Genomic DNA, 25,280 nt, shown 5'->3' on the forward strand with positions numbered 1-25,280 from the left:
TCATATAAGTGGTTCAAGCTGTTTTTGTGGCGAGGGAGCTTGCTCCCGCTCGACTGCGCAGCAGTCGCAAAACCAGCGACCGAGTTCGGTCTGGAGGACTGCGGTGCCTGGGGTGGGGCTGCTTCGCAGCCCAGCGGGAGCAAGCTCCCTCGCCACAAAGGCGCACCCCAGGTCTCGGGACTTAGAACACCGAGGCGTAATCGCCCAGCTCAACCTGTACCGATTTGATGCGGGTGAAGTTGTTCAGCGAGCTGATGCCGTTCTCACGGCCCACACCGGATTGCTTGTAGCCGCCCACTGGCATCTTGGCGTCGGACTCGCCCCAGGCGTTGATCCAGCAGATACCCGCTTCCAGCTGATGAATCACGCGGTGGGCGCGGTTCAGGTCTTTGGTGACCAGGCCAGCGGCCAGGCCGAAGTCGGTGTCGTTGGCGCGGCGGATCACTTCTTCTTCGGTCTCGTAGGTCAGGATCGCCATGACTGGGCCGAAGATTTCTTCACGCACGATGACCATGTCGTCGGTGCAGTCGGTGAACACGGTCGGAGCCACGAAGGCGCCTTTGGCGAAGTCGCCGTCGGTCAGGCGGTCGCCGCCGCACAGCAGGCGTGCGCCTTGCTCTTTGCCTTTGGCGATGTAGCCCAGCACGCTTTCCATGTGGGCGAAGCTGACCAGCGGGCCGAAGTTGGTGTTTTCGTCTTCTGGGTTGCCGACGCGAATGCGCGCGACACGCTCAACGATCTTGGCTTCGAACGCGGCTTGCAGGTGCTTCGGTACGAATACACGAGTGCCGTTGGTGCAGACCTGACCGGAGCTGTAGAAGTTGGCCATCATCGCGGTGTCGGCGGCGCGGTCGAGGTCGGCGTCGTCGAAGATGATCAGTGGGGACTTGCCGCCCAATTCCATGGTCACGTCTTTGAGCGAAGAGCTCGACGCGCTGGCCATCACCTTCTTGCCGGTGTCGGTGCCGCCGGTGAAGGAGATTTTTTCGATGCGTGGGTGCTCGGTCAGCCAGGTGCCGACTTCACGGCCGCTGCCGGTCAGTACGTTGAACACGCCTGCTGGAACGCCGGCTTCGGTGTAGATCTCGGCCAGTTTCAGGGTGGTCAGCGAGGTGACTTCGCTTGGCTTGAAGATCATCGCGTTACCGGCCGCCAGGGCTGGCGCGGATTTCCACAGGGCGATCTGGATCGGGTAGTTCCACGCGCCGATACCGGCGACCACACCCAGCGGCTCGCGGCGGGTGTAGACGAAGGCGGTGTCGCGCAGTGGGATCTGCTCGCCTTCGATCGCTGGCACCAGGCCTGCGTAGTATTCCAGCACGTCGGCGCCGGTGACGATGTCGACGTACTTGGTTTCGGAGAAGGCTTTACCGGTGTCCAAGGTTTCCAGGGCGGCCAGCTCGTCGTTGCGCTCGCGCAGGATATCGACGGCACGACGCAGGATGCGCGAACGCTCCATGGCGGTCATGGCGGCCCAGATTTTCTGGCCTTTCTCGGCGCTGACGACGGCGCGTTCAACGTCATCGAACGTAGCGCGTTGCACTTGGGCGAGAACTTCACCGTTAGCCGGGTTGATGGCTTCGAAGGTGGCATCGCTGCCAGCGTCGCTGTAGCCGCCGTCAATGTAGAGTTTTTGCAGTTCGAAACGGGCCATAAAGTCCTCGCAAGTGCATAAGTGGTTGGCGTTGACCACCGCACCGGAGGCCGGTGCGGCAGCGTTCAGGGGTTGAGCGGTTTATGTGTGCTCTAACTCACCTGCTTGGCCAATTGGAAATCCATGTATTCGTAAGCGATCCGTTGCGCCTGCGCTGTGTCGAAAGCGTCTCCCGACAGGGCGCCGCGCAACCACAAACCGTCGATCAGGGCCGCCAGCCCGCGGGCTGCTTTGCGTGCGTGCGGCAACGGCAGCACGCGGCGGAACTGGCAGCACAGGTTGGAATACAGACGTTGATCGTTGATCCGCTGCAACCTGTGCAATGACGGGTGGTGCATGCTGGTGGCCCAGAAGGCCAGCCAGGTTTTCATTGCCGGTCCGTTGACCTGGCTGGCGTCGAAGTTGCCCTCGATGATCACCTGAAGGTGTGCCCGTGGGCTGTCGTCCGTCAGGGCCTGCCTGCGTTCGTGAACGTTGTCGATCAGCGCGTTCATCAAGTAACGCATCGTCGCTGCAATAAGGCCGTTCTTGTCCTTGAAGTAGTGACTGATGATGCCGTTCGAGACACCGGCCAAACGGGCGATCAGCGCAATGCTGGCATCTCCCATCCCGACCTGATCGATGGCCGTAAGTGTGGCTTCGATCAACTGCTGGCGGCGTATGGGTTGCATACCGACCTTGGGCATGTTGCACCTCTCCTTAGGCCTGCCGATGGGCGATGAACGTCCGTCGGCTTGATGGCCAGTCTATTTTGTTTTGATTGAACGTTCAATCAACAAAGAATAAGATCTGCGACAAATGGTCGCTGCCTACAGAGGTTTCCTACCTGGGAGCCGCGACAAATGACACCTGCAAAAACCCTTGAAACGCCCTGTCTACTGGTTCGGTAGGGGTGCAAGGATTTTCGGGGTGTCTTTATAACACCCGTCCGTCGCCTGCCCATAAAGCGATGTCCCGGGATAACCGCTGCCTTGTGTTTCTCTTTCGCACTGCCCGGAGCATCTGCGCCATGAGTTCTGCCTCTCTTATAAAGACCCCGCCAGAAAAGGTGCGGGTCAACGGTTGGGTGTTTTACACCTCCACCGCGTTGATTCTGTTGTTGACGGCCATCCTGATCATCGCCCCGCAGGAGGCCGGGCGCATGCTCGGCGTCGCGCAAGCCTGGCTGTCGAAAAGCTTTGGCTGGTACTACATGGTGGTCATCGCCGCCTACCTCGTCTTTGTGGTCGGCCTGGCATTTTCTTCCTACGGCAAACTGAAACTGGGCAGCAAGGACGACACCCCGGACTTCAGCTACGGCGCCTGGGCCGGCATGTTGTTCTCGTCGGGTATCGGTATCTCGCTGCTGTACTTCGGCGCCTCGGAGCCGTTGGACCACTACTTCAACCCGCCCGAAGGCGCGGCCGCCAGCAACATGGCTGCACGCCAGGCGCTGCAACTGACCTTCCTGCATTGGGGCCTGCATGGCTGGGCGATCTACGCCCTGGTCGGCCTGGCCGTGGCGTACTTCGCGTACCGTCATAACCAGCCGCTGGCTTTGCGTTCGGCGTTGTACCCGCTGGTGGGCGAGCGTTGGGTGAAGGGCGCGGCCGGCCACGCGGTGGACGGCTTCGGCATGTTCGTGACCCTGCTGGGCCTGGTGACCAACCTGGGGATTGGTGCGATGCAAGTGTCGTCCGGGTTGGAAAACCTGTTCGGCATGGAGCACAACAACACCAACCTGCTGATCGTGATCATCGTGATGAGCACCGTGGCGACCATCGCCGCCGTGTCGGGGGTGGAGAACGGTATTCGCCGCCTGTCCAACCTCAACATCGTGCTGTTCAGCGGCTTGCTGATCTTTGTGCTGTTGTTTGGCCCGACCCTGCATTTGCTCAACGGCTTTGTGCAGAACATCGGCGACTACATGAATGGCCTGGTACTGAAAACCTTCGACCTTTATGTGTACGAAGGCGACGGCGCCAAGACCGAACGCTGGATGGGCCTGTGGACCCTGTTCTACTGGGCTTGGTGGATTTCCTGGGCGCCATTCGTAGGCATGTTCATCGCGCGTATTTCCCGTGGTCGTACGGTGCGTGAACTGGTGGCGGGCGTGTTGCTGATTCCGCTGGGTTTCACCCTGGCGTGGCTGTCGATCTTTGGTAACTCGGCCTTGGATTTGGTGCTCAACCACGGTGCGGTGGAATTGGGCAAGACGGCGCTGGAACAACCGTCCATGGCCATCTACCAACTGCTTGAGCATTACCCCGCGTCGAAAATCGTCATCGGTGTGTCGATCTTTGTGGGCTTCGTGTTGTTCCTGACCCCGGCGGATTCCGGCGCGGTGATGATGGCCAACCTTTCTTGCAAAGGCGGCAACGTGGATGAAGATGCGCCGCACTGGCTGCGGATCTTCTGGTCGGCGGTGATCACTCTGGTGACCATCGGCCTGCTGTTTGCCGGCAACTTCGAAGCCATGCAAACCATGGTGGTGCTGGCGGGGCTGCCGTTCTCGGTGGTGCTGGTGTTCTTTATGTTCGGCTTGCACAAGGCGATGCGCCAGGACGTGGCCATCGAACAGGAGCAGGCGCAATTGGCCGAGCGTGGGCGTCGTGGTTTCAGCGAGCGCCTCACCGCGTTGGACCTGCAACCGAGCCAGGGCACGGTGCAGCGTTTCATGGACAAGCACGTAACGCCGGCGTTGGAAGAAGCCGCTGTTGCGCTGCGTGAGCAAGGCCTGGAAGTGCAGACCCTGCTGGGCAAATCCAAGCGCTGCATCGGTGTGCGCATCGAGATGGAAGAGGGCAACCCGTTTGTCTACGAAGTGAGCCTGGATGCTTACTCGTCGGCGTCCACTGACTTGCCTGAAGAAGAACGCACCCGCTACTACCGTGCCGAGGTGTACCTGCACAACGGGCCGCAGGAATACGACCTGATGGGCTTTGCCCAGGAACAGATCACCCGGGACGTGCTCGATCAGTTTGAAAGCCATCGGCAGCTCCTTGGCCGGGTCTATAGCTGATAGTTGAGTCTGGCGGCGCCATCACTGGCGCCGCTTTTTTTTATGCGTAAACAGATCAAAATGTGGGAGCGGGCTTGCTCGCGAATGCGGTGTATCAGTCAGCACATCTGTCACTGACCCACCGCATTCGCGAGCAAGCCCGCTCCCACATTGACCCCGTTTCTTCAGTGGGGTTTGTGGGGTTGGCTTAGCCCAGGTTTTTGCCTAGCAGTGCATGGTACAACTCGCTATCCCCCAAAATCCCCACCACCTTGTTGTTGTCATGCAACACCAACTTATTCCCGGTGTGATACCGAATCTGCAACGCATCGCGCATGCCGATATTCGAATCCACCAGCGTCGGCACCCGACCCAAACCTTCCACCGCTTCCCCCGGCGCCCAGTTCTGCAAGTTCATCACCGCGCCATTCTGGCGAGCACCCTGGATGGTGTTGCCTTCGGCCAGGTCCAGCCACGAGTCGCCACCCGGATCGAGACAGACTGAACCGTTGACGCGTTTGCAGTTGTCCAGCGTGCGCATCAGGCTGCGACCGCACAGTACGTTCAGCGGGTTGGTGTGGGCGACGAAGGTGCGCACATAGTCGTCCGCCGGGTTCAGCACGATCTCTTCTGGCACGCTGTACTGGATGATCTTGCCGTCTTTCATGATCGCGATGCGGCTGCCCAATTTGAGCGCCTCGTCGAGGTCGTGGCTCACAAACACAATGGTCTTGCTCAGCTTGCGTTGCAGCTCCAGCAGTTCATCTTGCAAGCCTTGGCGGATCAACGGGTCGAGGGCCGAGAAGGGTTCGTCCATCAGCAGGATATCGGCGTCCATCGCCAGCGCACGGGCCAGGCCCACACGCTGCTGCATGCCGCCGGAGAGTTCATCCGGCTTCTTGTTGCGCCATTGGGTCAGGCCCACCAGCTCGAGTTTTTCATCCACCAGCTTGCGTCGGTCTTTCTCCGGACGGCCCTGCATTTCCAGGCCGAAGCTGATGTTTTCGCGCACCGTCAGCCACGGCATCAGGGCGAACTTCTGGAACACCATGGCGATGCGCTTGGTGCGCATCATTTTAAGCTCTGCGGGTGTGCAGGAGGCGATGTCGATCTGGCGACCTTCATGCTCCACGAACAGCTGGCCACGGCTCACGGTGTTGAGGCCGTTGATGCAACGCAGCAGGCTGGATTTGCCCGAGCCCGACAGGCCCATCAGCACACAGATTTCGCCTTTCTCGATGTCCAGGCTGGCTTTTTCTACGCCTACGATCTGCCCGGTCTTTTTCAGGATTTCGTTACGGCTCATGCCCTGGTCCAGCAGCTTGAGCGCTTCGCGTGGGTCTTTGGAGAAGATCACGTCGACATTGTCGAATCGGATAATGCTCATGCATCACCCCCTACTTTGGCGTCGGGTTGTTTGCAGATGCGGTCGAGCATGATGGCCAGCAGTACGATCGCAAGGCCAGCTTCAAAGCCCAGGGCAATGTCTGCGGTGTTGAGTGCGTTGACCACCGGCTTGCCGAGGCCGTCGGCGCCCACCAGGGCCGCGATCACCACCATCGACAACGACAGCATGATGCATTGGGTAATGCCGGCAGCGATGCTCGGCATGGCGTGGGGCAGTTCAATGCGCGAGAGCAACTGACGGCGCGAGCAGCCAAAGGCTTTGCCGGCGTCGAGCAACTCTTGGGGAACGTCGCGGATACCCAGGTAGGTCAGGCGGATCGGCGCGGCAATCGCGAACACCACCGTAGAGATCAAACCGGGCACCACACCCAGCCCGAAGAGGGTCAGGGTAGGGATGAGGTAGACGAAGGTCGGTACGGTCTGCATCAGGTCGAGCACCGGCCGCATCATGGTGTAGAACAACGGTTTGTGCGCGGCAACAATGCCCAGCGGCACACCGATGACCACGCAGACCAGGGTGGCAAACAGCACCTGCGCCAGGGTCTCCATGGTCTCCTGCCAGTACCCCAGGTTCAGGATCAGCAGGAAGGAGGCGATGACAAAAACAGTCAGTCCCCATTTACGTTGAATAAAGTGAGCCAGCAGCGCAATCAGACCGATCAATGCCAGTGGATTGAACCAGGTCAGCGCAAACGTCACGCCGTGGATCATCGTTTCCAGTGTCGATGCGATTGCGTCGAAGTAGTTGGCGCCGTGTTGGGTCAACCATTCGACGAAGGCAGCGATGTACTGGCCTAGTGGGATTTTCTGTTCAGTCAGCATGGTAGTGAGTGTCCACATGCGAAGAGGGAAAACATCCCGGGGCAGCGCACCGCCCCGGGGACAACGGATTACTTGGCGAGATAGGCTTTTACGGCGTCGATGCCAGGTTTGCCTTCAACGGTGGTGACACCGGCAAGCCAGGTGTCGAGCACTTGTGGGTTGGCTTTGAGCCAGGCTTTGGCCGCAGCGTCGGGTTTTTGTTTGTCGTCCAGGACCTTGCCCATCAGGGTGCTTTCCATGTCCAGGGTGAACACCAGGTTTTTCAGCAACTGACCCACGTTGCTGCATTCCTGGGTGTAGCCCTTACGAACGTTGGTGTAGATGGTGGCCTGGCCGTAGTTGGGGCCGAAGGAGTCATCACCCCCGGTCAGGTACTTCATCTTGAAGCGGGTGTTCATCGGGTGTGGTTCCCAGCCGAGGAACACGATGGCCTGGTCACGCTTGGAGGCACGCTCGACCTGGGAGAGCATCCCGGCTTCGCTGGATTCGACCACTTTGAAGCCAGCGGTTTTCAGGCCGAAGGCGTCTTTGTCGATCAGCGTCTGGATGGTGCGGTTGCCGTCGTTACCCGGCTCGATGCCGTAGATCTTGCCGCCCAGCTCATCCTTGAATTTGGCGATGTCGGCGAAGTCTTTCAGGCCTTTGTTGTACAGCGCCTCGGGGACGGCCAGGGTGTACTTGGCGTTCTCCAGGTTGGCGCGCACGGTTTCCACGGTGCCGGCATCACGGTACTGCTTGATGTCGTTTTCCATGGTCGGCATCCAGTTGCCGAGGAAGATGTCCATGTTCTTGCCGTCGGCCAGGGACTTGTAGGTCACCGGTACGGAAATCATCGTAGTGCGTGGCTTGTAGCCCAGGCCCTTGAGGATTTCGCTGGTGGTTGCGGTGGTGACGGTGATGTCGGTCCAGCCGACATCGGAGAAGTTGACGGTCTTGCATTGTTCCGGTTCTGCAGCGTGCGCCAGGGCTGGCAGACTCAGCATGGCGGCCAACAGCAACGAGGGTGAAGCTTTCATAGGGCTAGACTCCTGTGTTTTTCTGGCGGCATTCGCCGCGCTTTATAAGTGTTGCGGTTAGAGCGTGGGATGACAGCTCTGGCACGGCGCCTTGCAAACGAGTCGAGACTGATCATGGACCAGTGAAAATCTGTCGCCTACAGGGGGCGTCGTATCCAGTACAGGGATGGTCGTATCCAGTGTCGGTGACGTCGCTTACAGATTTTTTAACGCTCAAATCTCTGGTTTCCAGGGATCTGCACCGCAAAAAACGGCCAAAACCCTCGTTCATACGGCAGCGGCGTTAGTGAGCATGGTTACGTCGGTGTGAGACGCCGGGAGGGCCGACAAAAGCTTGATGATGCCGCCATCTGGGCGATCTGAGCGTAGCACCTCGTTCAAGCCTGGCCGTGCTTATCGAGGAGTTCTACCGCAATGGCTATCAGCGTTTTCGACCTGTTCAAGATCGGCATTGGGCCTTCGAGTTCTCACACCGTCGGCCCCATGCGCGCCGCAGCGTTGTTCGTTCAAGGGTTACGTGAACGTGAACTGTTGGAACAAGTGCGGCGCGTCGAAGTTCAGCTTTACGGCTCGCTCTCGGCCACCGGCATTGGCCACGGCAGCGACACCGCTACCATCATGGGGCTGATGGGCGAGTGGCCGGACGCGATAGATCCGTCGCAAATCGGCATCCGCATCAGCACCCTGCGCGAAACCGACACCCTGCTGTTGGACGGGCGTCTGCCGGTGCCCTTCGTCTGGGCGCGGGACATGCAGTTGCTCGACGAAAACCTGCCATTCCACCCCAACGCCATGACCCTGGTGGTGCATGGCGATAGCGGCGAGCTGTACCGCGATACCTACTATTCAGTGGGCGGCGGTTTTGTGGTGGATGAGGCCCAGGCGCAAAGCGGCGTGGCGGACATGGACCGCACCGTATTGCCCTATGATTTTTCCAGTGCGGTGGAGCTGTTGCAGCTGTGCAAGACCCACAACCTGCGCGTCGCCGAATTGATGTTGGCCAATGAAAAAGTCTGGCGCAGCGAAGAAGAAATCCGCAGCGGCCTGATGAAACTCTGGCGCGCCATGCAAGATTGCGTGGAGCAAGGTCTCAAGCACGAAGGCATCCTGCCTGGCGGCCTGAACGTACGCCGCCGCGCCGCCAAGTTGCACCGCAGTTTGCAGGAACTGGGCAAGCCCAACGTGATCGGCTCAACGTTGAGCGCCATGGAATGGGTGAACCTGTTCGCCCTGGCGGTCAACGAAGAAAACGCCGCCGGTGGGCGCATGGTCACCGCGCCTACCAATGGCGCCGCTGGGATCATCCCGGCGGTGCTGCACTACTTCATGAAATTCAGCGAAGAAGTCACCGAAGCCAACGTGGTGGATTACATGCTCGGCGCGGCAGCGGTGGGCATCCTGTGTAAAAAGAACGCTTCGATCTCCGGTGCCGAAGTCGGCTGCCAGGGTGAAGTGGGTTCGGCGTGCGCCATGGCGGCTGCCGGTTTGGCGGAGATCCTTGGCGCTACGCCGGAGCAACTGTGCAACGCCGCCGAAATCGGCCTGGAACATAACCTGGGCCTGACCTGCGACCCGGTGGGCGGGCTGGTGCAAGTGCCGTGCATCGAGCGCAATGCGATTGCGGCGGTGAAGGCGATCAATGCGGCGCAGATGGCGTTGCGCGGCGATGGCCAGCACTTTATCTCCCTGGACCGGGTGATCCGCACCATGCGCGATACCGGGGCGGATATGCATGACAAGTACAAAGAGACATCGCGGGGTGGGTTGGCGGTGAGTGCTGTCGAGTGCTGAAGAGTTTTTGTGGCGAGGGAGCTTGCTCCCGGAGGCGTGCGTAGCGCGCCCAAGATTTTTGGGGCCGCTACGCAGCCCAGCGGGAGCAAGCTCCCTCGCCACAAGGGTGAGCCCACTGCGCATAAAGTGAACACCCAAACCAAAAGCGCCACCTTTTAGCGCGTCGCAAACAGATAAGTAGCTTGCGAACGATTCAGACCCCGACCACCCGTCACCCGTGCCAGCGGTGACAGACTTCTCCTACGCCCCCAAAGCGCCTTCCCACAAGTGCTACCGAACTGCTCACGTCCCTTGACTGGGACTATTCCTACGCCCATTTCCCGCCATACCCGCACTTACCACGCGGGCTTATATAGACGCGTCAAAACGTCGTTTTTAGGAGTTATTGGACGGCCATTCAATTTTAGGCATGGCAATTGCTCTATCAATCCAAAGCCTCTCACCTCGCTGGTTGAAGAGCGCAATAACAAGAGCCTCGCCTGAGGCCATCACCCGCTTTGTGTGAGGAGATACCGCGATGACGTCGTTCAACTCAGGGGCCCAACCCCAGAACCGTGCGCCTCAATCCATCGGCTTTTTGCTGCTGGACAATTTCACGCTGATTTCCCTGGCCTCCGCAGTCGAACCCCTGCGCATGGCCAATCAGCTGTCCGGCCGCGAGTTGTATCGCTGGACCACCCTGAGTGTCGACGGCAACCAGGTGTGGGCCAGTGACGGTCTGCAAATCACCCCCGATGCGTCCATGCACAAAGCCCCGGTCCTGGACACCGTGATCGTCTGCGGCGGCGTGGGTATTCAGCGCACCGTCACCCGTGAACATGTGTCGTGGCTGCAAAGCCAGGCGCGCCAGTCCCGCCGCTTGGGTGCGGTGTGCACCGGTAGTTGGGCCCTGGCCTGCGCCGGTTTGCTCGATGGTTTTGATTGCAGCGTGCATTGGGAATGCCTGGCCTCGATGCAGGAAGCCTTCCCCCGCGTGGCCATGAGCACCCGCCTGTTCACCCTCGACCGCAACCGCTTCACCAGCTCCGGCGGCACCGCGCCGTTGGACATGATGCTGCACCTGATCAGCCGTGATCACGGGCGTGAACTGTCCGCCGCGATCTCCGAGATGTTCGTGTACGAACGCATCCGCAACGAACAAGACCACCAGCGCGTGCCGCTCAAGCACATGCTCGGCACTAACCAGCCGAAGTTGCAGGAAATCGTCGCGCTGATGGAGGCCAACCTGGAAGAACCCATCGACCTGGACGAACTGGCGGTCTACGTCGCTGTGTCCCGTCGCCAACTGGAGCGGCTGTTCCAGAAATACCTGCACTGCTCGCCGTCGCGTTACTACCTCAAGCTGCGCCTGATCCGTGCACGGCAGTTGCTCAAGCAAACGCCGATGTCGATCATCGAAGTGGCGTCGGTGTGTGGGTTTGTGTCTACGCCGCACTTCTCCAAGTGCTACCGCGAATACTTCGGCATTCCGCCACGGGATGAGCGCGTGGGCTCCAACACCACGCAACAAGTGGCGATGATGCCGATTCCGCAGGCGCTGGTGTTGTCACCGTTGTCGGGGCCGATGTCGGCGTTGAGCCAGGCGCGCAATGAGTCGACGTTTGCCAGTGTGAGGCTCTAAACCTGCTTTTGTGGCGAGGGAGCTTGCTCCCGCTGGAGTGCGCAGCGCTCCCAAGATTTTGGGGCCGCTGCGCAGCCCAGCGGGAGCAAGCTCCCTCGCCACAGATCAGGCTTGAGAGTTCTGCTTGAACTGCACAAGAGCCGGCAACAACTGCTTATCAATCGCCTGCCTTACCGCCGGCAAAATCGTCGCACTGCCGGTGTACATCTGCTCAACCATGCCCTTGAGCGCCTTGGCCCGCGCCGCGCTCAAACCGCGCACGGCGCACTCGCAAGCCTGCTCGGCGGTGGAGCCGCTGGACACCTCAAAACCCAGCGAGCGCAGTTGGCTCAGCAGGTCATCCTGGTCAATCAAATCCGCATGCATCATGACGTTTATCCTGGTGAAGGGAGCGGGGTTTGACTTGGATTCTGGTAGCCGTCCAAGCGGTCGGCAAGGGCAGATTGCACGAATGCCTCAGATGGCTATGAGCATGTCGTTTTCGGGCCATTTGCCGACATCACTAATAGGCACACTGAAGCCTAAGCAAGCAGCTTGAAGGTTTGGTCACCCTCGGGATGTACGGCTCACACAAAACATTCTGCCTCGATCTTGTCACGGCTTGATCGGGGCTTTTTTTATGCCGATGACACGGCCGAGCAAGTCGGGAAGCGGCAGGTCGGTTTGTTCCTGGCTGATCGCCGAGAGGCGTTGCAACGTGGTCTCGGTAAAGGGCGCCGCATGCGGGCCGGCGAGATCGACGTGCAGCAGCATCTGTTCATTGCCCGCCAGCTCCTTCTCATCACCCACCAGATGCAGGCTGTGATAGAGGTGCAGGCGCTTGGCGTCATGGGCGATGAGTTGGGTGTGCACCTCGACGTCGGCACCCAGTTTCACTTCGTGCAGGTAGTTCAGGTGCAGTTCCAGGGTGAACAACGAGTGGCCGCTGGCTTCACGGTTTTGGCTGTCCAGGCCCAAGGTGTCCATCAACGCGTCGGTGGCGTAGCTGAAGATCAGCAGGTAGAACGCGTCGCGCAGGTGACCGTTGTAGTCAACCCAGTCGGGGTGGATTTGCGTCGTGTACGTGGTTAATGCAGGCATGGTTGGTACTCGGTCAAAAATGTGGGAGCCAGCTCCCACATGGGTTATTCGGCGAAGCTCATGCCGTGTTTGGCCTTGGTGGTTTTCACCGCTTCCAGCACCGCCAACAGGCAATCATCACGATAGCGCTCCAGCGCCGAAATGCTGTGTGTGCCCAGTTGATCGCGGGTGCCCTCCACCACATCGTCAATCAGCTTGTCCGTCAGCTCCGGTGCCGGCAGGTACGTCCACGGCAGCTGCAACGCCGGGCCGAATTGCGCCATGAAGTGCCGCATGCCTGCATCACCACCCGCTAGGGTGTAAGTGAGGAATGTACCCATGAACGACCAGCGCAGCCCTGCACCAAAGCGGATTGCATCGTCGATCTCGCCGGTGGTGGCCACGCCGTCATTGACCAGGTGCAGCGCTTCACGCCACAGCGCTTCGAGCAGGCGGTCGGCGATAAAACCGGGGACTTCCTTGCGCACATGCAAGGGGCGCATGCCCAAGGATTCATACACCGTGATCGCCGCTTGAATCGCCTCAGGTGCGGTGTTCTTGCCGCCGACCACTTCCACCAGCGGCAGCAGGTAAACCGGGTTGAACGGGTGACCGACCACGCAGCGTTCCGGGTGGGTTGAGCCCTCGTAGAACTCACTGGGCAGCAGGCCAGAAGTGCTGGAGCCGATCAACGCATTGGGCTTGGCAGCGGCGCTGATTTTGCTGTGCAGGTCCAGTTTCAGCTCCAGGCGTTCCGGGGCGCTTTCCTGGATGAAGTCGGCGTCTTTTACGCACTCTTCGATGGTGGCGACAAAGCGCAGGCGGTCTTGGGATGCGCCGGGTGTGAGGCCCTGCTTCTCAAGCGCCCCCCAGGCGTTGGCGACGCGTTTGCGCAGGGCGGCTTCAGCGCCGGGGGCCGGGTCCCAGGCGACTACATCCAGGCCGTGGGCGAGGGCGCGGGACACCCAACCGCTGCCGATGACACCGCTGCCCAGGGCGGCGAAGGTTTTGATTTCGGTGATAAAGCTCATGGCGACAATCCTGAAGAGTTCGGTGATCAACTGTGGGAATGAAGATCTAAATGTGGGAGCGGGCTTGCTCGCGAAAGCGGTGTGTCAGTTGATGTATTCGGTGACTGATCCACCGCTTTCGCGAGCAAGCCCGCTCCCACAGGGTTTTGTGGTGTTTGGGGGTTATCCGCGTTGGGTCAGGCCCATTTTTATGCGCCCTTCGGCCGGGGTCATGACTCGCGCACCCAAACGACTGAGAATCTCACTCGCCCGCTCCACCAACTGCCCATTGGTCGCCAGCACGCCCTTGTCCAGCCACAAGTTGTCTTCCAACCCCACCCGCACATTGCCCCCCAACAACACCGCTTGCGCCGCCATCGGCATCTGCATGCGGCCAATCCCAAAGCCCGCCCACACCGCGTCGGCGGGCAGGTTGTCGACCATGGCTTTCATGGTGGTGGTGTCGGCCGGTGCGCCCCATGGGATGCCCAGGCACAGTTGGAACAACGGGTTATCCAGCAGGCCTTCCTTGATCATCTGCTTGGCAAACCACAGATGGCCGGTGTCGAAAATCTCAAGCTCGGCCTTCACGTCCAGCTCCTGGATACGCTTGGCACCCGCCCGCAACTGGGCCGGAGTGGAGACGTAAATGGTGTCGCCATCGCCGAAGTTGAGGGTGCCGCAGTCCAGGGTGCAGATTTCTGGCAGCAGTTCCTCGACGTGGGCCAGGCGAGTCAGCGGACCGACCAAGTCGGTGTTGGGGCCGAACTCCATCGGGTTCTCGCCGCCACCGATCTCAAGGTCGCCGCCCATGCCAGCGGTGAGGTTGACGATGATGTCGATGTCGGCCTCACGGATGCGCTCCATCACCTCGCGGTACAGGGCAACGTCGCGGCTGAACTTGCCGGTTTGCGGGTCGCGCACATGGCAGTGCACAACCGTGGCGCCGGCCTTGGCGGCTTCCACCGCAGCAGCGGCGATTTGCTTGGGAGTGACCGGCACGTGGGGGCTGCGGCTGGTCGTGTCGCCAGCACCGGTGAGTGCGCAGGTGATGATGACGTCGTGATTCATGGGGCGGTTCCTTACAGGCGGGCGTAGTGGTGCCGTTCGCAGCCAGTAGCGGCTGCGACACGGTGATTCAAATCAGGTTATTTGCTGGTGAGTTGCAGGTTGGCCGCAGCCGGTTTGCCGTCGAAAGTGGTCACGCCTTGCAGCCAGCGGGCCTGGTCTTGCGGGTGATCCTTGAGCCACTGCTTGGCGGACTCGATAGCGTCCTTGTGGTCCAACAGCGGCTGCATCATCCGGCTCTCGTCGGCGGCGGTGAAGGTCAGGTTGGTCAGCAGCTTGTGCACGTTGGGGCACTGCTCGGCGTAGGTCGGCGCGGTGACGCTCCACACGGTGGCCATGCCTTCGTTCGGGCCCAGGGCGTCGTCGCTGCCGGTGAGGTAGGTCATGGCCACGTTGACGTTCATCGGGTGCGGCGCCCAGCCGAAGAACACCACGGCTTCCTTGCGACGCACCGCGCGGTCAACGGCGGCGAGCATGCCGGCCTCGCTGGATTCCACCAGCTGGAACTTGCCCAGGCCGAATTGGTTCTTGGCAATCATCGCTTTGATCTGCGTATTGGCTCCCGAGCCCGGCTCGATGCCGTAGATCTTGCCGCCCAACTCTTTGTCAAACTTGGCGATATCAGCGAAGGTTTTCAGGCCCTTGTCCGCGAGATAGGTCGGCACGGCGAGGGTGGCGCGCGCGTCTTCCAGGCTGGGTTTGTCGAGCACCTTGACTTGCTTGGCATCGACGAATGGCGTAATGGTCTGGGTCATCAGCGGGTTCCAGTAGCCCAGGAACAGGTCCAGGCGCTGGTCGCGGATGCCGGCGAAGATGATCTGCTGGGAGGCGCTGGTTTGTTTGGTGTTGTAGCCGAGGCCGTCGAGCAGCACTTGGGTCATGGCGCTGGTGGCGATCACGTCGGTCCAGTTCACCACGCCCATGCGCACGTTCTGGCAGGACGCCGCGTCGGCGGCCATCACGTTGGTGCTCAAGATGGCGCTGGCGCTAAGTGCAAGCATCAGTCGTTTCATGGTGGTTCCCTCGGCAGGTCGTTATTGTGGGTTCCGGCGTCTTTGTGCACCGTGACGCCACGTTACGCAGCTTGGGGGGCTATAAAACGCACGGCGGCGACCGACTCTTGCACTGCAGCGACCTGCCCCCTTGAATCCACCCGAGAACGGGAGTATCACAGTGCCACGCTGCCCGCCCGACGAGAGCGCCACCATGTCCCAGGATTTCTACTTTTTGCTGATGCCGGGGTTCTCGGCCATTGGCTTTATCTCTGCATTGGAACCGCTGCGGGTGGCCAACCGCTTTCGTGGCGAGTTGTACCGCTGGCATGTGCTGAGTGCCGATGGTGGCGCGGTATTGGCGAGCAATGGCATGTCGGTCAATGCCGATGCGGCGTTGGAGCCTTTGAAGAAGGGTGCGACGTTATTGGTGGTGGCGGGCTTCGAACCGTTGCAGTTCGCCACGCCTGCGCTAGAACACTGGCTGCGCCGCCTCGACCACGACGGCGTGACCCTCGGCGCCATTGACACCGGCGCTTGTGTCCTCGCCGAAGCGGGCTTACTGGACGGCCATCGCCTGACCCTGCACTGGGAAGCCATCGATGCGTTCAAGGAGTCCTACCCGCACCTCACCGTGACGCAAGAGTTGTTCGAAATCGACCGCCGCCGCATCACCTGCGCTGGCGGCACCGCCTCCATTGACCTGATGCTCGACCTGATCGCCCAGGCCCACGGTCCCGAGTTGGCGGTCCAGGTCTCCGAACAGTTTGTACTCGGCCGCATCCGCCCGCGCAAAGACCACCAGCGCATGCAGATCGCCACGCGCTACGGCATCAACAACAAAAAACTGGTGCAGGTGATCGGCGAGATGGAGCAGCATACCGAGCCTCCCCTGACCACTTTGGCCCTGGCCGAGTCGATCAAGGTCACACGCCGCCAACTAGAGCGCCTGTTTCGCCTGCACCTGAACGACACCCCGAGCAACTTCTACCTCGGCCTGCGCCTGGAAAAAGCCCGGCAGCTGCTGCGCCAGAGCGACATGAGTGTGCTGGAGGTGAGCATTGCGTGCGGGTTTGAATCGCCGTCGTATTTCACCCGCAGCTACAGGGCGAGGTTTGCGAAATGTCCGAGGGAGGATCGGCGACGAGAGGTGGTTTGAACCCGGATTTCGAGAGCTACACAAATCAAATGTGGGAGCTGGCTTGCCTGCGAAGGCGGCGTGTCAGCTCCACAAATGTCATCTGATACACCGCTATCGCAGGCAAGCCAGCTCCCACACTGGATACTCGGTGTGGCTTATTTTTTCAGCAGTGCCGAGCATGCCGCTTTGTAGGCTTCATGCTGATACTTGTTCAACGTCGCTGGCAGCTCAAAGTTGTGCTTCTTGTTCTGCGCATTAATGGTCTGCGGTGACAGTAGCGTTACCTCCACACCCTCAAGCAGCTGAAACACCCCCTCAATCTTGAACGTGGTCGGCCCACCGGCAAACTCACCCTTCTTGCTGCGCTTCTTGATGGCGATACGCTCGATGCCGTTGGCCTGCACAAACGCCTTCACCTGCGCGGCGAAGGCTTTGACGTTGGCCGCTTCATCGTCGTCTTCCAGGGCGATTTTCTTGGTGGCCAGGGCGACGTGGGTCAGCGCCTGGTTGTCCAGGGAGGCGACGGCGATGATGGCTTCGCTGCCTTTGATTTCGATGCCGCAGATAGTCATGTTCAAGCCTATGGGAATAAAAGGGTGTCAGTAGTAGCGATCTTCGGCTTTGTGCTGATAGATGCGGTACACGGTCCAGGTGATCATCCCCCAGAATAAAAGTATCAGGCCAGTGCTGACGATCATGATGTAGAAATTGGGCGAACTCGCATGAAAGTTGGCCTTGATGTTATGCACCGTTGGAAACCATTTTGAATAAACCACGGGCACCGGGTCTCCCACTTCGTAGCCAGGGTCTTCGACGTAGAAGCTGTTATTGACCATGCCGTCTTCACGTTGGCCTTCATGGCTGAACGTGTAATAGACGTTGGTGCTCGAATGGCGCGGGCCAACGTTTTCCAGTTGGGTGATCTGCCCCACCGTTTCTACGGGAGCCGCCTTGATCAGCCCGTAGGGAGTGCCCCGGCTGACGGACAGCGACAGCATCAGCGCCAGTATCAACGTGAACAGAAACAGCAGAACAGCGCGCGTGAACAGGAAATCCCGTTCCGCTTCGCGTGCGTAGTACATGTGACTTCCTTTTCAGTGGATCAAGTTGCTCGACCGGGTTATTCCTGCCCAATCGACTCCAAAAACTCCGAGCGCTCATCACTCATCCGTGCCAAACAATCATTCACCGCAATCGCGTAGGCCTTGGTGCCGGTCACCGCCGGGAAGGTGTCTACCGCGCAATCGGCATCACGCAATTTCTCCCACTTTTGCTGGGCATCCTTCAGACGAGCGGTAATGTCCGCCAGTTTGGTTTTGTCGCTGCCGTAGGTGGAAGCCATGCGTTCCAACAGGCCCTGGTAGTTATCTTTGAGCAGTTGTTCAGCCGTGGTTTTGTTGTAGGTGGCGCATTCCAGGGTTTGCTTGTCGTTTTCGATGCCATCGCAGGGCGTGCTGTCGGTGTCTTCGGCCGCATGGGCGGTGGTTGCGATGAGTGCCAAAGCCAGGAAAATCGATTTCATTGCGCCGTCTCATATCAGGTGATGCGGGAATTCTGGCCCAAGAGTAGGACAAAGAACAGCCGCCAGTCAGAGCTGTCTTAACAGCCTTTGTCGTGGATTGACGCTTTCGGCAATTCCCCTGTCGTTTTTGCACCCGGCTCGGGTTGCCCCTGGGCATATGCTGGCCCCAAAGCGCCGGCAGACGATTCGGCGCATGAATCGCCAATAAGGGGACGCCTGATGAGCCCAGCCGAATTGCACGCCGACAGCATCGTTATCGACGGGCTGATTATTGCCAAGTGGAACCGCGACCTGTTCGAGGACATGCGCAAAGGTGGCCTCACCGCCGCCAACTGCACCGTGTCGGTGTGGGAAGGGTTCCAGGCCACCATCAATAACATCGTGGCCAGCCAGACCCTGATCCGTGAAAACAGCGACCTGGTGATCCCGGTCAAAACCACCGCTGATATCCGCAAAGCCAAAGAACAAGGCAAGACCGGCATCATCTTCGGCTTCCAGAACGCCCATGCGTTCGAAGACCAACTGGGCTACGTCGAGATCTTCAAGCAGCTCGGCGTGGGGGTGGTGCAGATGTGCTACAACACCCAGAACCTGGTGGGCACCGGTTGCTATGAGCGCGATGGCGGCCTGTCGGGTTTTGGCCGCGAGATCGTCGCCGAGATGAACCGTGTCGGCATCATGTGCGACCTGTCCCACGTCGGTTCCAAGACCAGCGAAGAAGTCATTCTCGAATCGAAAAAGCCGGTGTGCTACTCCCACTGCCTGCCCTCCGGGCTTAAAGAGCACCCGCGCAACAAGTCTGACGAAGAACTCAAGTTCATTGCCGACCACGGCGGCTTTGTCGGCGTGACCATGTTCGCGCCGTTCCTGGCCAAGGGCATTGATTCGACCATCGACGACTACGCCGAAGCCATCGAATACACCATGAACATCGTCGGTGAAGACGCCATCGGCATCGGCACCGACTTCACCCAGGGCCATGGCCAGGATTTCTTCGAAATGCTGACCCATGACAAGGGCTACGCCCGTCGCCTGACCAGCTTCGGCAAGATCATCAACCCACTGGGCATCCGCACCGTGGGCGAGTTCCCCAACCTTACCGAGACCCTGCTCAAGCGCGGCCACAGCGAACGTGTGGTGCGCAAGATCATGGGCGAGAACTGGGTCAACGTCCTCAAGGACGTCTGGGGCGAATAAGCCACCGCATCACTGCGGACTATCACTACAACAAATTTTCTGGAGTTAAGTTTCCATGGCCAAGATCGCCCCGCAATTACCCATCGAAGTCGACAGCGAAACCGGCGTATGGACCTCCGATGCCCTGCCGATGCTGTACGTGCCGCGCCATTTCTTCGTCAACAACCACATCGGTATCGAAGAAGTATTGGGCGCCGACGCCTACGCCGAGATCCTCTACAAGGCTGGCTACAAATCCGCCTGGCACTGGTGTGAAAAAGAAGCTGAATGCCACGGCCTGGAAGGCGTCGCCGTGTTCGAGCACTACATGAAACGCCTGTCGCAACGCGGCTGGGGCCTGTTCAAGATCCAGGACATCGACCTCGACAAAGGCACCTGCAGCGTCAAGCTGGAACACTCGGCGTTTGTGTACGTGTACGGCAAGGTCGGGCGCAAAGTGGACTACATGTTCACCGGCTGGTTTGCCGGCGCCATGGACCAGATTCTGCAAGCGCGTGGCAGCCACATTCGCACCGTCGCCGAACAAGTCTACGGAGGCTCCGAAGAGGGCCACGATGACGGCCTGTTCACCGTCAAGCCGTTGTAAGCCGAGGACCGTGCCATGGCTTTCGAAGCAATGTTTGCGCCGATCCAGATCGGCAAACTGACCATCCGCAACCGCGTGCTCAGTACCGCCCACGCCGAGGTGTATGCCACCGACGGCGGGATGACCACTGAGCGCTACGTTCAGTATTACGAAGAGAAAGCCAAGGGCGGTATCGGCCTGGCAATCTGCGGCGGCTCCTCGGTGGTGGCCATCGACAGCCCGCAGGAATGGTGGAGTTCGGTGAACCTCTCCACCGACCGCATCATCCCGCACTTCCAGAACCTGGCCGACGCCATGCACAAGCATGGCGCCAAGATCATGATCCAGATTACCCACATGGGCCGTCGCTCGCGTTGGGACGGTTTTAACTGGCCGACCCTGATGTCGCCGTCGGGTGTGCGTGAGCCGGTGCACCGTGCCACTTGCAAGACCATCGAACCGGAAGAAATCTGGCGCGTGATCGGTAACTACGCCCAGGCCGCACGGCGTGCCAAGGCCGGTGGCCTGGACGGTGTGGAACTGTCAGCGGTGCACCAGCACATGATCGACCAGTTCTGGAGCCCGCGGGTCAACAAGCGTACCGACGAATGGGGCGGCACCTTTGAAGGCCGCATGAAGTTCGGCCTGGAAGTGCTCAAGGCCGTGCGCGCCGAGGTCGGCGACGACTTCTGCGTGGGCATGCGCCTGTGTGGTGACGAGTTCCACCCGGACGGCTTGTCCCACGAGGACATGAAGCAGATCGCCAAGTATTACGACGACACCGGCATGCTGGACTTCATCGGCGTAGTGGGCTCGGGTTGCGACACCCACAACACCCTGGCCAACGTGATCCCCAACATGAGCTACCCGCCGGAGCCGTTCCTGCACCTGGCGGCGGGCATCAAGGAAGTGGTCAAGGTTCCGGTGCTGCACGCGCAGAACATCAAGGACCCGAACCAGGCCACACGCATTCTCGAAGGCGGCTATGTGGACATGGTCGGCATGACCCGTGCACACATCGCCGACCCGCACCTGATCGCCAAGATCAAGATGGGCCAGATCGACCAGATCAAGCAGTGCGTGGGCGCCAACTACTGCATCGACCGCCAGTACCAAGGGCTCGACGTGCTGTGCATCCAGAACGCCGCCACCTCCCGTGAATACATGGGCGTGCCGCACATCATCGAAAAATCCACCGGGCCTAAACGCAAAGTCGTGGTGGTGGGTGCCGGCCCTGCCGGGATGGAAGCCGCACGGGTGGCCGCCGAACGTGGCCACGATGTGACCCTGTTCGAGAAGAAAGAATTTATCGGCGGGCAAATCACCACCGCTTCCAAAGCCCCGCAACGCGACCAGATCGCCGGCATCACCCGCTGGTTCCAACTGGAACTGGCGCGCCTGAAAGTCGACCTGCGCCTGGGCGTGGCCGCTGATGCCGACACCATCCTCGACCTGCGTCCGGACGTAGTCGTGCTGGCGGTGGGCGGGCATCCGTTCATCGAGCAAAACGAACACTGGGGCGCGGCTGAAGGCCTGGTGGTCAGCAGCTGGGACGTGCTCGACGGCAAGGTGGCGCCGGGCAAGAACGTGCTGGTGTACGACACCATCTGCGAATTCACCGGTATGTCGGTGGCGGATTTCCTCGCGGACAAAGGCAGCCAGGTGGAGATCGTCACCGACGACATCAAGCCCGGCGTGGCCATCGGCGGTACGTCGTTCCCGACCTACTACCGCAGCATGTACCCGAAAGAAGTGATCATGACCGGCGACATGATGCTGGAAAAGGTCTACCGCGAAGGCGACAAGCTGGTGGCAGTGCTGGAGAACGAATACACCGGCGCCAAAGAGGAGCGGGTGGTGGACCAGGTGGTCGTCGAGAACGGCGTGCGTCCTGACGAAGCCATCTACTACGGGCTCAAGGAAGGGTCGCGCAACAAGGGCCAGATCGACGTCGAAGCGCTGTTCGCGATCAAGCCGCAACCGTGCTTGAGCGAGGCGGGGGATGGCTACTTGCTGTTCCGCATCGGCGACTGCGTGGCGCAGCGCAATACCCACGCTGCGATCTATGACGCCCTGCGCTTGTGCAAGGATTTCTGACCCAGCCTTGAACCAATGTGTACTCGGTCAAAAATGTGGGAGCGGGCTTGCTCGCGAATGCGGTGAATCAGCCACCGGATGCGTCAGCTGACACACCGCATTCGCGAGCAAGCCCGCTCCCACATTTAGGGCCAGTTTCACAGTAGACCTCTGTGGTCTTTGGGAGCTTCACCATGTTGAACACCCTGCTTCCCATTTTATTGTTCGCCGCCCTGGGCCTTGCCGTCCTCGGCGCCCTGCGCCGCTTAAACATGTGGCGCCGTGGCCGCGCCTCCAAAGTCGACCTGCTCGGCGGCCTGTTGGCCATGCCCAAGCGCTACATGGTCGACTTGCACCACGTAGTCGCCCGCGACAAATACATCGCCAACACCCACGTGGCCACTGCGCTGGGCTTTGTGCTGTCGGCATTGCTCGCCATCCTGGTCCACGGCTTCGGCCTGCAAAGCCGCATCCTTGGCTATGCCTTGCTGCTGGCCTCGGTGCTGATGTTTGTCGGCGCCACCTTCGTCTACCTGCGCCGTCGCAACCCGCCGGCGCGGCTGTCCAAAGGCCCGTGGATGCGCCTGCCGAAAAGCCTGATGGCGTTCTCGGTGAGTTTCTTCCTGGTGACCTTGCCAGTGGCCGGGATTCTGCCGGCGGACTTCGGCGGCTGGTTACTCGCTGCGTTGTTAAGCGTGGGCGTGCTGTGGGGCGTGTCCGAGATGTTCTTCGGCATGACCTGGGGCGGCCCGATGAAACACGCCTTCGCCGGTGCCCTGCACCTGGCCTGGCACCGCCGCGCCGAGCGCTTTGGTGGTGGCCGTTCCACCGGTTTGAAGCCGCTGGACCTGAGCGATAAAACCGCGCCCCTGGGTGTGGAGAAGCCTAAGGATTTCACCTGGAACCAACTGCTCGGCTTTGACGCCTGCGTGCAGTGCGGCAAGTGCGAGGCCGCGTGCCCAGCGTTCGCCGCCGGCCAGCCGCTGAACCCGAAAAAGCTGATCCAGGACATGGTGGTCGGGCTGGCCGGCGGCACCGATGCCAAGTTCGCCGGTAGCCCGTATCCAGGCAAACCGGTGGGCGAGCACAGCGGCAATCCCCATCAACCGATCGTCAATGGCCTGGTGGACGCCGAAACCCTGTGGTCCTGCACCACCTGCCGCGCCTGTGTGGAAGAGTGCCCGATGATGATCGAGCACGTCGATGCCATCGTCGATATGCGCCGTCACCTCACCCTGGAAAAAGGCGCCACCCCGAACAAGGGCGCTGAAGTCCTGGAAAACCTGATCGCCACCGACAACCCCGGCGGCTTCGCCCCGGGCGGTCGTTTGAACTGGGCGGCGGATTTGAACCTGCCATTGCTCAGCGAAAAGGGCAGCTGCGACGTGCTGTTCTGGGTCGGCGACGGTGCCTTCGACATGCGTAACCAACGCACTCTGCGGGCGTTCGTCAAAGTGCTCAAGGCCGCCAAGGTGGACTTTGCCGTGCTCGGCCTGGAAGAACGCGACAGCGGTGACGTGGCCCGCCGCTTGGGGGATGAAGCGACTTTCCAACTGTTGGCGAGGCGCAATATCCAGACCCTGGAAAAGTATTGCTTCAAAAGCATCGTCACCTGCGACCCCCACAGCTTCCATGTGCTGAAAAACGAATACGGCGCCTTTAACGGCAACTACCTCGTGCAGCACCACAGCACCTTCATGGCCGAGTTGATCGGCGACGGCGCGCTGAACCTGGGCCAGCACAAGGGCAACAGCGTGACCTATCACGACCCGTGCTACCTGGGGCGCTACAACGGCGAATACGAGGCGCCGCGCCAAGTGCTGCGGGCGCTGGGCATTGAGGTCAAGGAGATGCAACGCTCGGGCTTCCGTTCACGCTGCTGCGGCGGCGGCGGCGGGGCGCCGATCACCGACATTCCCGGCAAGCAACGGATCCCGGATATGCGTATGGACGACATCCGCGAAACCGGTGCCGAGTTGGTGGCAGTGGGTTGTCCACAGTGCACGGCGATGCTCGAAGGTGTGGTTGAGCCGCGCCCGCTGATCAAGGACATCGCTGAGCTGGTAGCCGACGCCTTACTGGAAGACGCTGCGCCAGCCATAGCCCCAATAAAGCGTGAACCTGCGGAGGTGCATTGATGAGCGACATTATCCGCCGCGACCCTCGGGCCGAATGGATCGCCCGTAACCGTCTGCACCCGCTGCATGCGGCTATGCAACCGGCGCAACACAGCTGGATGGGGCCCAACGGCGTCATCCGCAAGAACGTGCACGGCGTCGGTTTTATCGGCCCCAATGGCATCAAACGTATTGACCGCAGCGGCGCCCAGCAGGGTGGCGCCGCCAAGCGCACGGCTGCAGTGGAAGTGCAATTGCCGCTGCATCAGGTGCCAGCGCCTGCGTTCTACATCAACGTGGTGCCAGACATGGTCGGCGGCCGCTTGAGCAGCCACGACCGCGATTTGCTCGGCCTTGCTCGCCAACTCGCGGGCAGCGACGGCGCGGTATTGGCGGTGGTGTTTGGCGAACATAAGGAAAGCGCGTTTGCCACCGCTGGCGTCGACCGCCTGCTGGTGCTGGACGGCCACGAGTTCGACGGCTATTCACCGGAGCAACGCGTCCAGGGCCTGCGGGCTGTGGATAACCAATTCAACCCACGCCACTGGCTGCTGCCGGACAGCCGCAGCGGTGGCGGCGAATTGGGTCGGCGCTTTGCCGCCAGCCTCAAGGAACGCCCGGCGACTCGGGTGTGGCAGATCAAGGGCGAAGAGTGCATCGGCCGTGCTGGCGCGGGCCAGGAAGACTTGGCCCGCCCGTTGCCACGCCTGATCCTCGCCGCCGTGGAATGCGCCGAACCGGTTAGCGAAACCCGCCACGAAGTCTTGCCCGTGGAGTTATCCACAACCCTGGCGCGCAGCTTGCCGCGTATCGAGGATCTCGGCGCGGTAGCGGTAGACCCGGGCGCCATTCCCATGGCCGAAGCGGAGTTCATTTTCTCCGGCGGCAACGGCGTGAAGGACTGGGCGCTGTTCCACCAGACCGCCGCTGCGCTGGGCGCTACCGAAGGCGCCTCGCGGGTGGCGGTGGACGACGGCTTTATGGCCCGTGATCGCCAAGTCGGCGCCAGCGGCACCTGGGTGACCGCGCGCGTCTACGTGGCCGTGGGGATTTCCGGGGCGATCCAGCACCTGCAAGGCATCGGTGCCTGCGACAAGGTGGTGGCGATCAACCTCGACCCTGGCTGCGACATGATCAAGCGTGCCGACCTGTCGGTAATCGGCGAAAGCGCCGCGATTCTGCAAGCCTTGGTCGCAGCGGTTGAGACCTACCGCAACGGTGCCAAGCGCGATGCGGCCTGAG

The 25,280-nt window shown here is 60.7% G+C and carries 22 protein-coding genes; 9 read left to right on the forward strand and 13 right to left on the reverse strand.

Annotation, left to right across the window (positions count from 1 at the left end):
• Positions 1-181: 181 nt before the first annotated feature.
• Entirely contained in the window at positions 182-1,654 is a 1,473-nt protein-coding gene (betB, locus tag ACLD1Y_RS02335; protein ID WP_429475083.1) for a betaine-aldehyde dehydrogenase, read from the reverse strand.
• Between the two features lie 92 nt (positions 1,655-1,746).
• On the reverse strand, positions 1,747-2,340 hold the full coding sequence (gene betI, locus ACLD1Y_RS02340) for a transcriptional regulator BetI (RefSeq protein WP_017735982.1): 594 nt from the start codon (positions 2,338-2,340) through the stop codon (positions 1,747-1,749).
• A gap of 380 nt (positions 2,341-2,720) precedes the next feature.
• Here betI and ACLD1Y_RS02345 point away from each other — a divergent pair, with 380 nt between their 5' ends.
• Complete coding sequence (locus ACLD1Y_RS02345) at positions 2,721-4,655, forward strand: BCCT family transporter (RefSeq protein ID WP_429475372.1); 1,935 nt, start codon at positions 2,721-2,723, stop codon at positions 4,653-4,655.
• Between the two features lie 187 nt (positions 4,656-4,842).
• Here ACLD1Y_RS02345 and choV read toward each other — a convergent pair whose 3' ends face one another.
• The 3 genes from choV to ACLD1Y_RS02360 all read right to left on the reverse strand — a co-directional run bounded on the left by choV (position 4,843) and on the right by ACLD1Y_RS02360 (position 7,879).
• Positions 4,843-6,021 carry a choline ABC transporter ATP-binding protein gene (gene choV, locus ACLD1Y_RS02350; RefSeq protein ID WP_429475085.1) on the reverse strand — a complete coding sequence of 393 codons (1,179 nt, stop codon included), beginning with the start codon at positions 6,019-6,021 and terminating at the stop codon, positions 4,843-4,845.
• Positions 6,018-6,863, reverse strand: a complete 846-nt coding sequence (gene choW / locus ACLD1Y_RS02355) for a choline ABC transporter permease subunit (RefSeq protein WP_017735985.1) — start codon at positions 6,861-6,863, stop codon at positions 6,018-6,020. Before choW ends, choV begins: the two co-directional genes overlap by 4 nt.
• Positions 6,864-6,931: 68 nt before the next feature.
• A complete protein-coding gene (locus ACLD1Y_RS02360; RefSeq protein ID WP_429475087.1) occupies positions 6,932-7,879 on the reverse strand; it encodes a choline ABC transporter substrate-binding protein in 948 nt (315 codons plus the stop codon).
• Between the two features lie 414 nt (positions 7,880-8,293).
• On the opposite strand from ACLD1Y_RS02360, the gene ACLD1Y_RS02365 reads away from it, so the two are divergent.
• Positions 8,294-9,670 (forward strand): L-serine ammonia-lyase, encoded by a 1,377-nt coding sequence (locus tag ACLD1Y_RS02365; RefSeq protein ID WP_429475089.1) that lies wholly within the window; start codon positions 8,294-8,296, stop codon positions 9,668-9,670.
• Between the two features lie 517 nt (positions 9,671-10,187).
• Complete coding sequence (locus ACLD1Y_RS02370; protein ID WP_429475091.1) at positions 10,188-11,291, forward strand: GlxA family transcriptional regulator; 1,104 nt, start codon at positions 10,188-10,190, stop codon at positions 11,289-11,291.
• Positions 11,292-11,396: 105 nt separating this feature from the next.
• Here ACLD1Y_RS02370 and ACLD1Y_RS02375 read toward each other — a convergent pair whose 3' ends face one another.
• The 5 genes from ACLD1Y_RS02375 to ACLD1Y_RS02395 form a co-directional block, all read right to left on the reverse strand.
• The gene (locus ACLD1Y_RS02375; protein WP_429475093.1) at positions 11,397-11,660 is read right to left on the reverse strand and encodes a hypothetical protein; all 264 of its coding nucleotides are present in this window, start codon (positions 11,658-11,660) and stop codon (positions 11,397-11,399) included.
• A 225-nt stretch (positions 11,661-11,885) separates the two neighbouring features.
• Positions 11,886-12,371 carry a thioesterase family protein gene (locus tag ACLD1Y_RS02380; RefSeq protein WP_429475095.1) on the reverse strand — a complete coding sequence of 162 codons (486 nt, stop codon included), beginning with the start codon at positions 12,369-12,371 and terminating at the stop codon, positions 11,886-11,888.
• 44 nt (positions 12,372-12,415) lie between these two features.
• Positions 12,416-13,381 (reverse strand): L-carnitine dehydrogenase, encoded by a 966-nt coding sequence (locus ACLD1Y_RS02385; RefSeq protein WP_429475096.1) that lies wholly within the window; start codon positions 13,379-13,381, stop codon positions 12,416-12,418.
• A gap of 162 nt (positions 13,382-13,543) precedes the next feature.
• Positions 13,544-14,431 carry a 3-keto-5-aminohexanoate cleavage protein gene (locus ACLD1Y_RS02390; RefSeq protein ID WP_429475098.1) on the reverse strand — a complete coding sequence of 296 codons (888 nt, stop codon included), beginning with the start codon at positions 14,429-14,431 and terminating at the stop codon, positions 13,544-13,546.
• A gap of 77 nt (positions 14,432-14,508) precedes the next feature.
• Entirely contained in the window at positions 14,509-15,441 is a 933-nt protein-coding gene (locus tag ACLD1Y_RS02395) for a choline ABC transporter substrate-binding protein (protein WP_429475100.1), read from the reverse strand.
• Between the two features lie 193 nt (positions 15,442-15,634).
• Here ACLD1Y_RS02395 and ACLD1Y_RS02400 point away from each other — a divergent pair, with 193 nt between their 5' ends.
• Positions 15,635-16,579: a GlxA family transcriptional regulator gene (locus ACLD1Y_RS02400; protein WP_429475102.1), complete on the forward strand. Its 945-nt coding sequence runs from the start codon at positions 15,635-15,637 to the stop codon at positions 16,577-16,579.
• 137 nt (positions 16,580-16,716) lie between these two features.
• On the opposite strand, the gene ACLD1Y_RS02405 is transcribed toward ACLD1Y_RS02400, so the two are convergent.
• The 3 genes from ACLD1Y_RS02405 to ACLD1Y_RS02415 are packed head-to-tail and all read right to left on the reverse strand — an operon-like array spanning position 16,717 to position 18,083.
• Complete coding sequence (locus ACLD1Y_RS02405; RefSeq protein WP_429475104.1) at positions 16,717-17,133, reverse strand: DUF3010 family protein; 417 nt, start codon at positions 17,131-17,133, stop codon at positions 16,717-16,719.
• A gap of 27 nt (positions 17,134-17,160) precedes the next feature.
• Positions 17,161-17,643, reverse strand: a complete 483-nt coding sequence (locus ACLD1Y_RS02410; protein WP_429475106.1) for a hypothetical protein — start codon at positions 17,641-17,643, stop codon at positions 17,161-17,163.
• Between the two features lie 38 nt (positions 17,644-17,681).
• Positions 17,682-18,083, reverse strand: a complete 402-nt coding sequence (locus ACLD1Y_RS02415) for a lysozyme inhibitor LprI family protein (protein ID WP_429475108.1) — start codon at positions 18,081-18,083, stop codon at positions 17,682-17,684.
• Positions 18,084-18,302: 219 nt separating this feature from the next.
• On the opposite strand from ACLD1Y_RS02415, the gene ACLD1Y_RS02420 reads away from it, so the two are divergent.
• The 5 genes from ACLD1Y_RS02420 (at position 18,303) to ACLD1Y_RS02440 (ending at position 25,279) form a co-directional block, all read left to right on the forward strand.
• A complete protein-coding gene (locus tag ACLD1Y_RS02420) occupies positions 18,303-19,280 on the forward strand; it encodes a dipeptidase (protein ID WP_053258385.1) in 978 nt (325 codons plus the stop codon).
• A gap of 55 nt (positions 19,281-19,335) precedes the next feature.
• Entirely contained in the window at positions 19,336-19,866 is a 531-nt protein-coding gene (locus ACLD1Y_RS02425) for a DUF5943 domain-containing protein (protein WP_429475110.1), read from the forward strand.
• A 15-nt stretch (positions 19,867-19,881) separates the two neighbouring features.
• Positions 19,882-21,942, forward strand: coding sequence for a dimethylglycine demethylation protein DgcA (gene dgcA, locus ACLD1Y_RS02430; RefSeq protein ID WP_135288976.1), 2,061 nt, complete (start codon positions 19,882-19,884; stop codon positions 21,940-21,942).
• 173 nt (positions 21,943-22,115) lie between these two features.
• Positions 22,116-24,059: a dimethylglycine demethylation protein DgcB gene (gene dgcB / locus ACLD1Y_RS02435; protein ID WP_429475112.1), complete on the forward strand. Its 1,944-nt coding sequence runs from the start codon at positions 22,116-22,118 to the stop codon at positions 24,057-24,059.
• The gene (locus ACLD1Y_RS02440) at positions 24,059-25,279 is read left to right on the forward strand and encodes an electron transfer flavoprotein subunit alpha/FixB family protein (protein WP_429475114.1); all 1,221 of its coding nucleotides are present in this window, start codon (positions 24,059-24,061) and stop codon (positions 25,277-25,279) included. The genes dgcB and ACLD1Y_RS02440 overlap by 1 nt, the downstream gene beginning before the upstream one ends.
• The last annotated feature ends 1 nt before the right edge of the window (position 25,280 follow it).

Origin of the sequence: Pseudomonas sp. 18175 (assembly GCF_050432925.1) — a bacterium.
In the GTDB taxonomy this organism is placed as follows: Bacteria; Pseudomonadota; Gammaproteobacteria; order Pseudomonadales; family Pseudomonadaceae; genus Aquipseudomonas.

Coding starts and splice junctions, on each gene's coding strand:
- betB (WP_429475083.1), bottom strand. CDS start 1,654: ATGGCCCGTTTCGAACTGCAAAAACTCTACATTGACGGCGGCTACAGC.
- betI (WP_017735982.1), bottom strand. CDS start 2,340: ATGCCCAAGGTCGGTATGCAACCCATACGCCGCCAGCAGTTGATCGAA.
- choV (WP_429475085.1), bottom strand. CDS start 6,021: ATGAGCATTATCCGATTCGACAATGTCGACGTGATCTTCTCCAAAGAC.
- choW (WP_017735985.1), bottom strand. CDS start 6,863: ATGCTGACTGAACAGAAAATCCCACTAGGCCAGTACATCGCTGCCTTC.
- ACLD1Y_RS02360 (WP_429475087.1), bottom strand. CDS start 7,879: ATGAAAGCTTCACCCTCGTTGCTGTTGGCCGCCATGCTGAGTCTGCCA.
- ACLD1Y_RS02365 (WP_429475089.1), top strand. CDS start 8,294: ATGGCTATCAGCGTTTTCGACCTGTTCAAGATCGGCATTGGGCCTTCG.
- ACLD1Y_RS02370 (WP_429475091.1), top strand. CDS start 10,188: ATGACGTCGTTCAACTCAGGGGCCCAACCCCAGAACCGTGCGCCTCAA.
- ACLD1Y_RS02375 (WP_429475093.1), bottom strand. CDS start 11,660: ATGATGCATGCGGATTTGATTGACCAGGATGACCTGCTGAGCCAACTG.
- ACLD1Y_RS02380 (WP_429475095.1), bottom strand. CDS start 12,371: ATGCCTGCATTAACCACGTACACGACGCAAATCCACCCCGACTGGGTT.
- ACLD1Y_RS02385 (WP_429475096.1), bottom strand. CDS start 13,381: ATGAGCTTTATCACCGAAATCAAAACCTTCGCCGCCCTGGGCAGCGGT.
- ACLD1Y_RS02390 (WP_429475098.1), bottom strand. CDS start 14,431: ATGAATCACGACGTCATCATCACCTGCGCACTCACCGGTGCTGGCGAC.
- ACLD1Y_RS02395 (WP_429475100.1), bottom strand. CDS start 15,441: ATGAAACGACTGATGCTTGCACTTAGCGCCAGCGCCATCTTGAGCACC.
- ACLD1Y_RS02400 (WP_429475102.1), top strand. CDS start 15,635: ATGTCCCAGGATTTCTACTTTTTGCTGATGCCGGGGTTCTCGGCCATT.
- ACLD1Y_RS02405 (WP_429475104.1), bottom strand. CDS start 17,133: ATGACTATCTGCGGCATCGAAATCAAAGGCAGCGAAGCCATCATCGCC.
- ACLD1Y_RS02410 (WP_429475106.1), bottom strand. CDS start 17,643: ATGTACTACGCACGCGAAGCGGAACGGGATTTCCTGTTCACGCGCGCT.
- ACLD1Y_RS02415 (WP_429475108.1), bottom strand. CDS start 18,083: ATGAAATCGATTTTCCTGGCTTTGGCACTCATCGCAACCACCGCCCAT.
- ACLD1Y_RS02420 (WP_053258385.1), top strand. CDS start 18,303: ATGAGCCCAGCCGAATTGCACGCCGACAGCATCGTTATCGACGGGCTG.
- ACLD1Y_RS02425 (WP_429475110.1), top strand. CDS start 19,336: ATGGCCAAGATCGCCCCGCAATTACCCATCGAAGTCGACAGCGAAACC.
- dgcA (WP_135288976.1), top strand. CDS start 19,882: ATGGCTTTCGAAGCAATGTTTGCGCCGATCCAGATCGGCAAACTGACC.
- dgcB (WP_429475112.1), top strand. CDS start 22,116: ATGTTGAACACCCTGCTTCCCATTTTATTGTTCGCCGCCCTGGGCCTT.
- ACLD1Y_RS02440 (WP_429475114.1), top strand. CDS start 24,059: ATGAGCGACATTATCCGCCGCGACCCTCGGGCCGAATGGATCGCCCGT.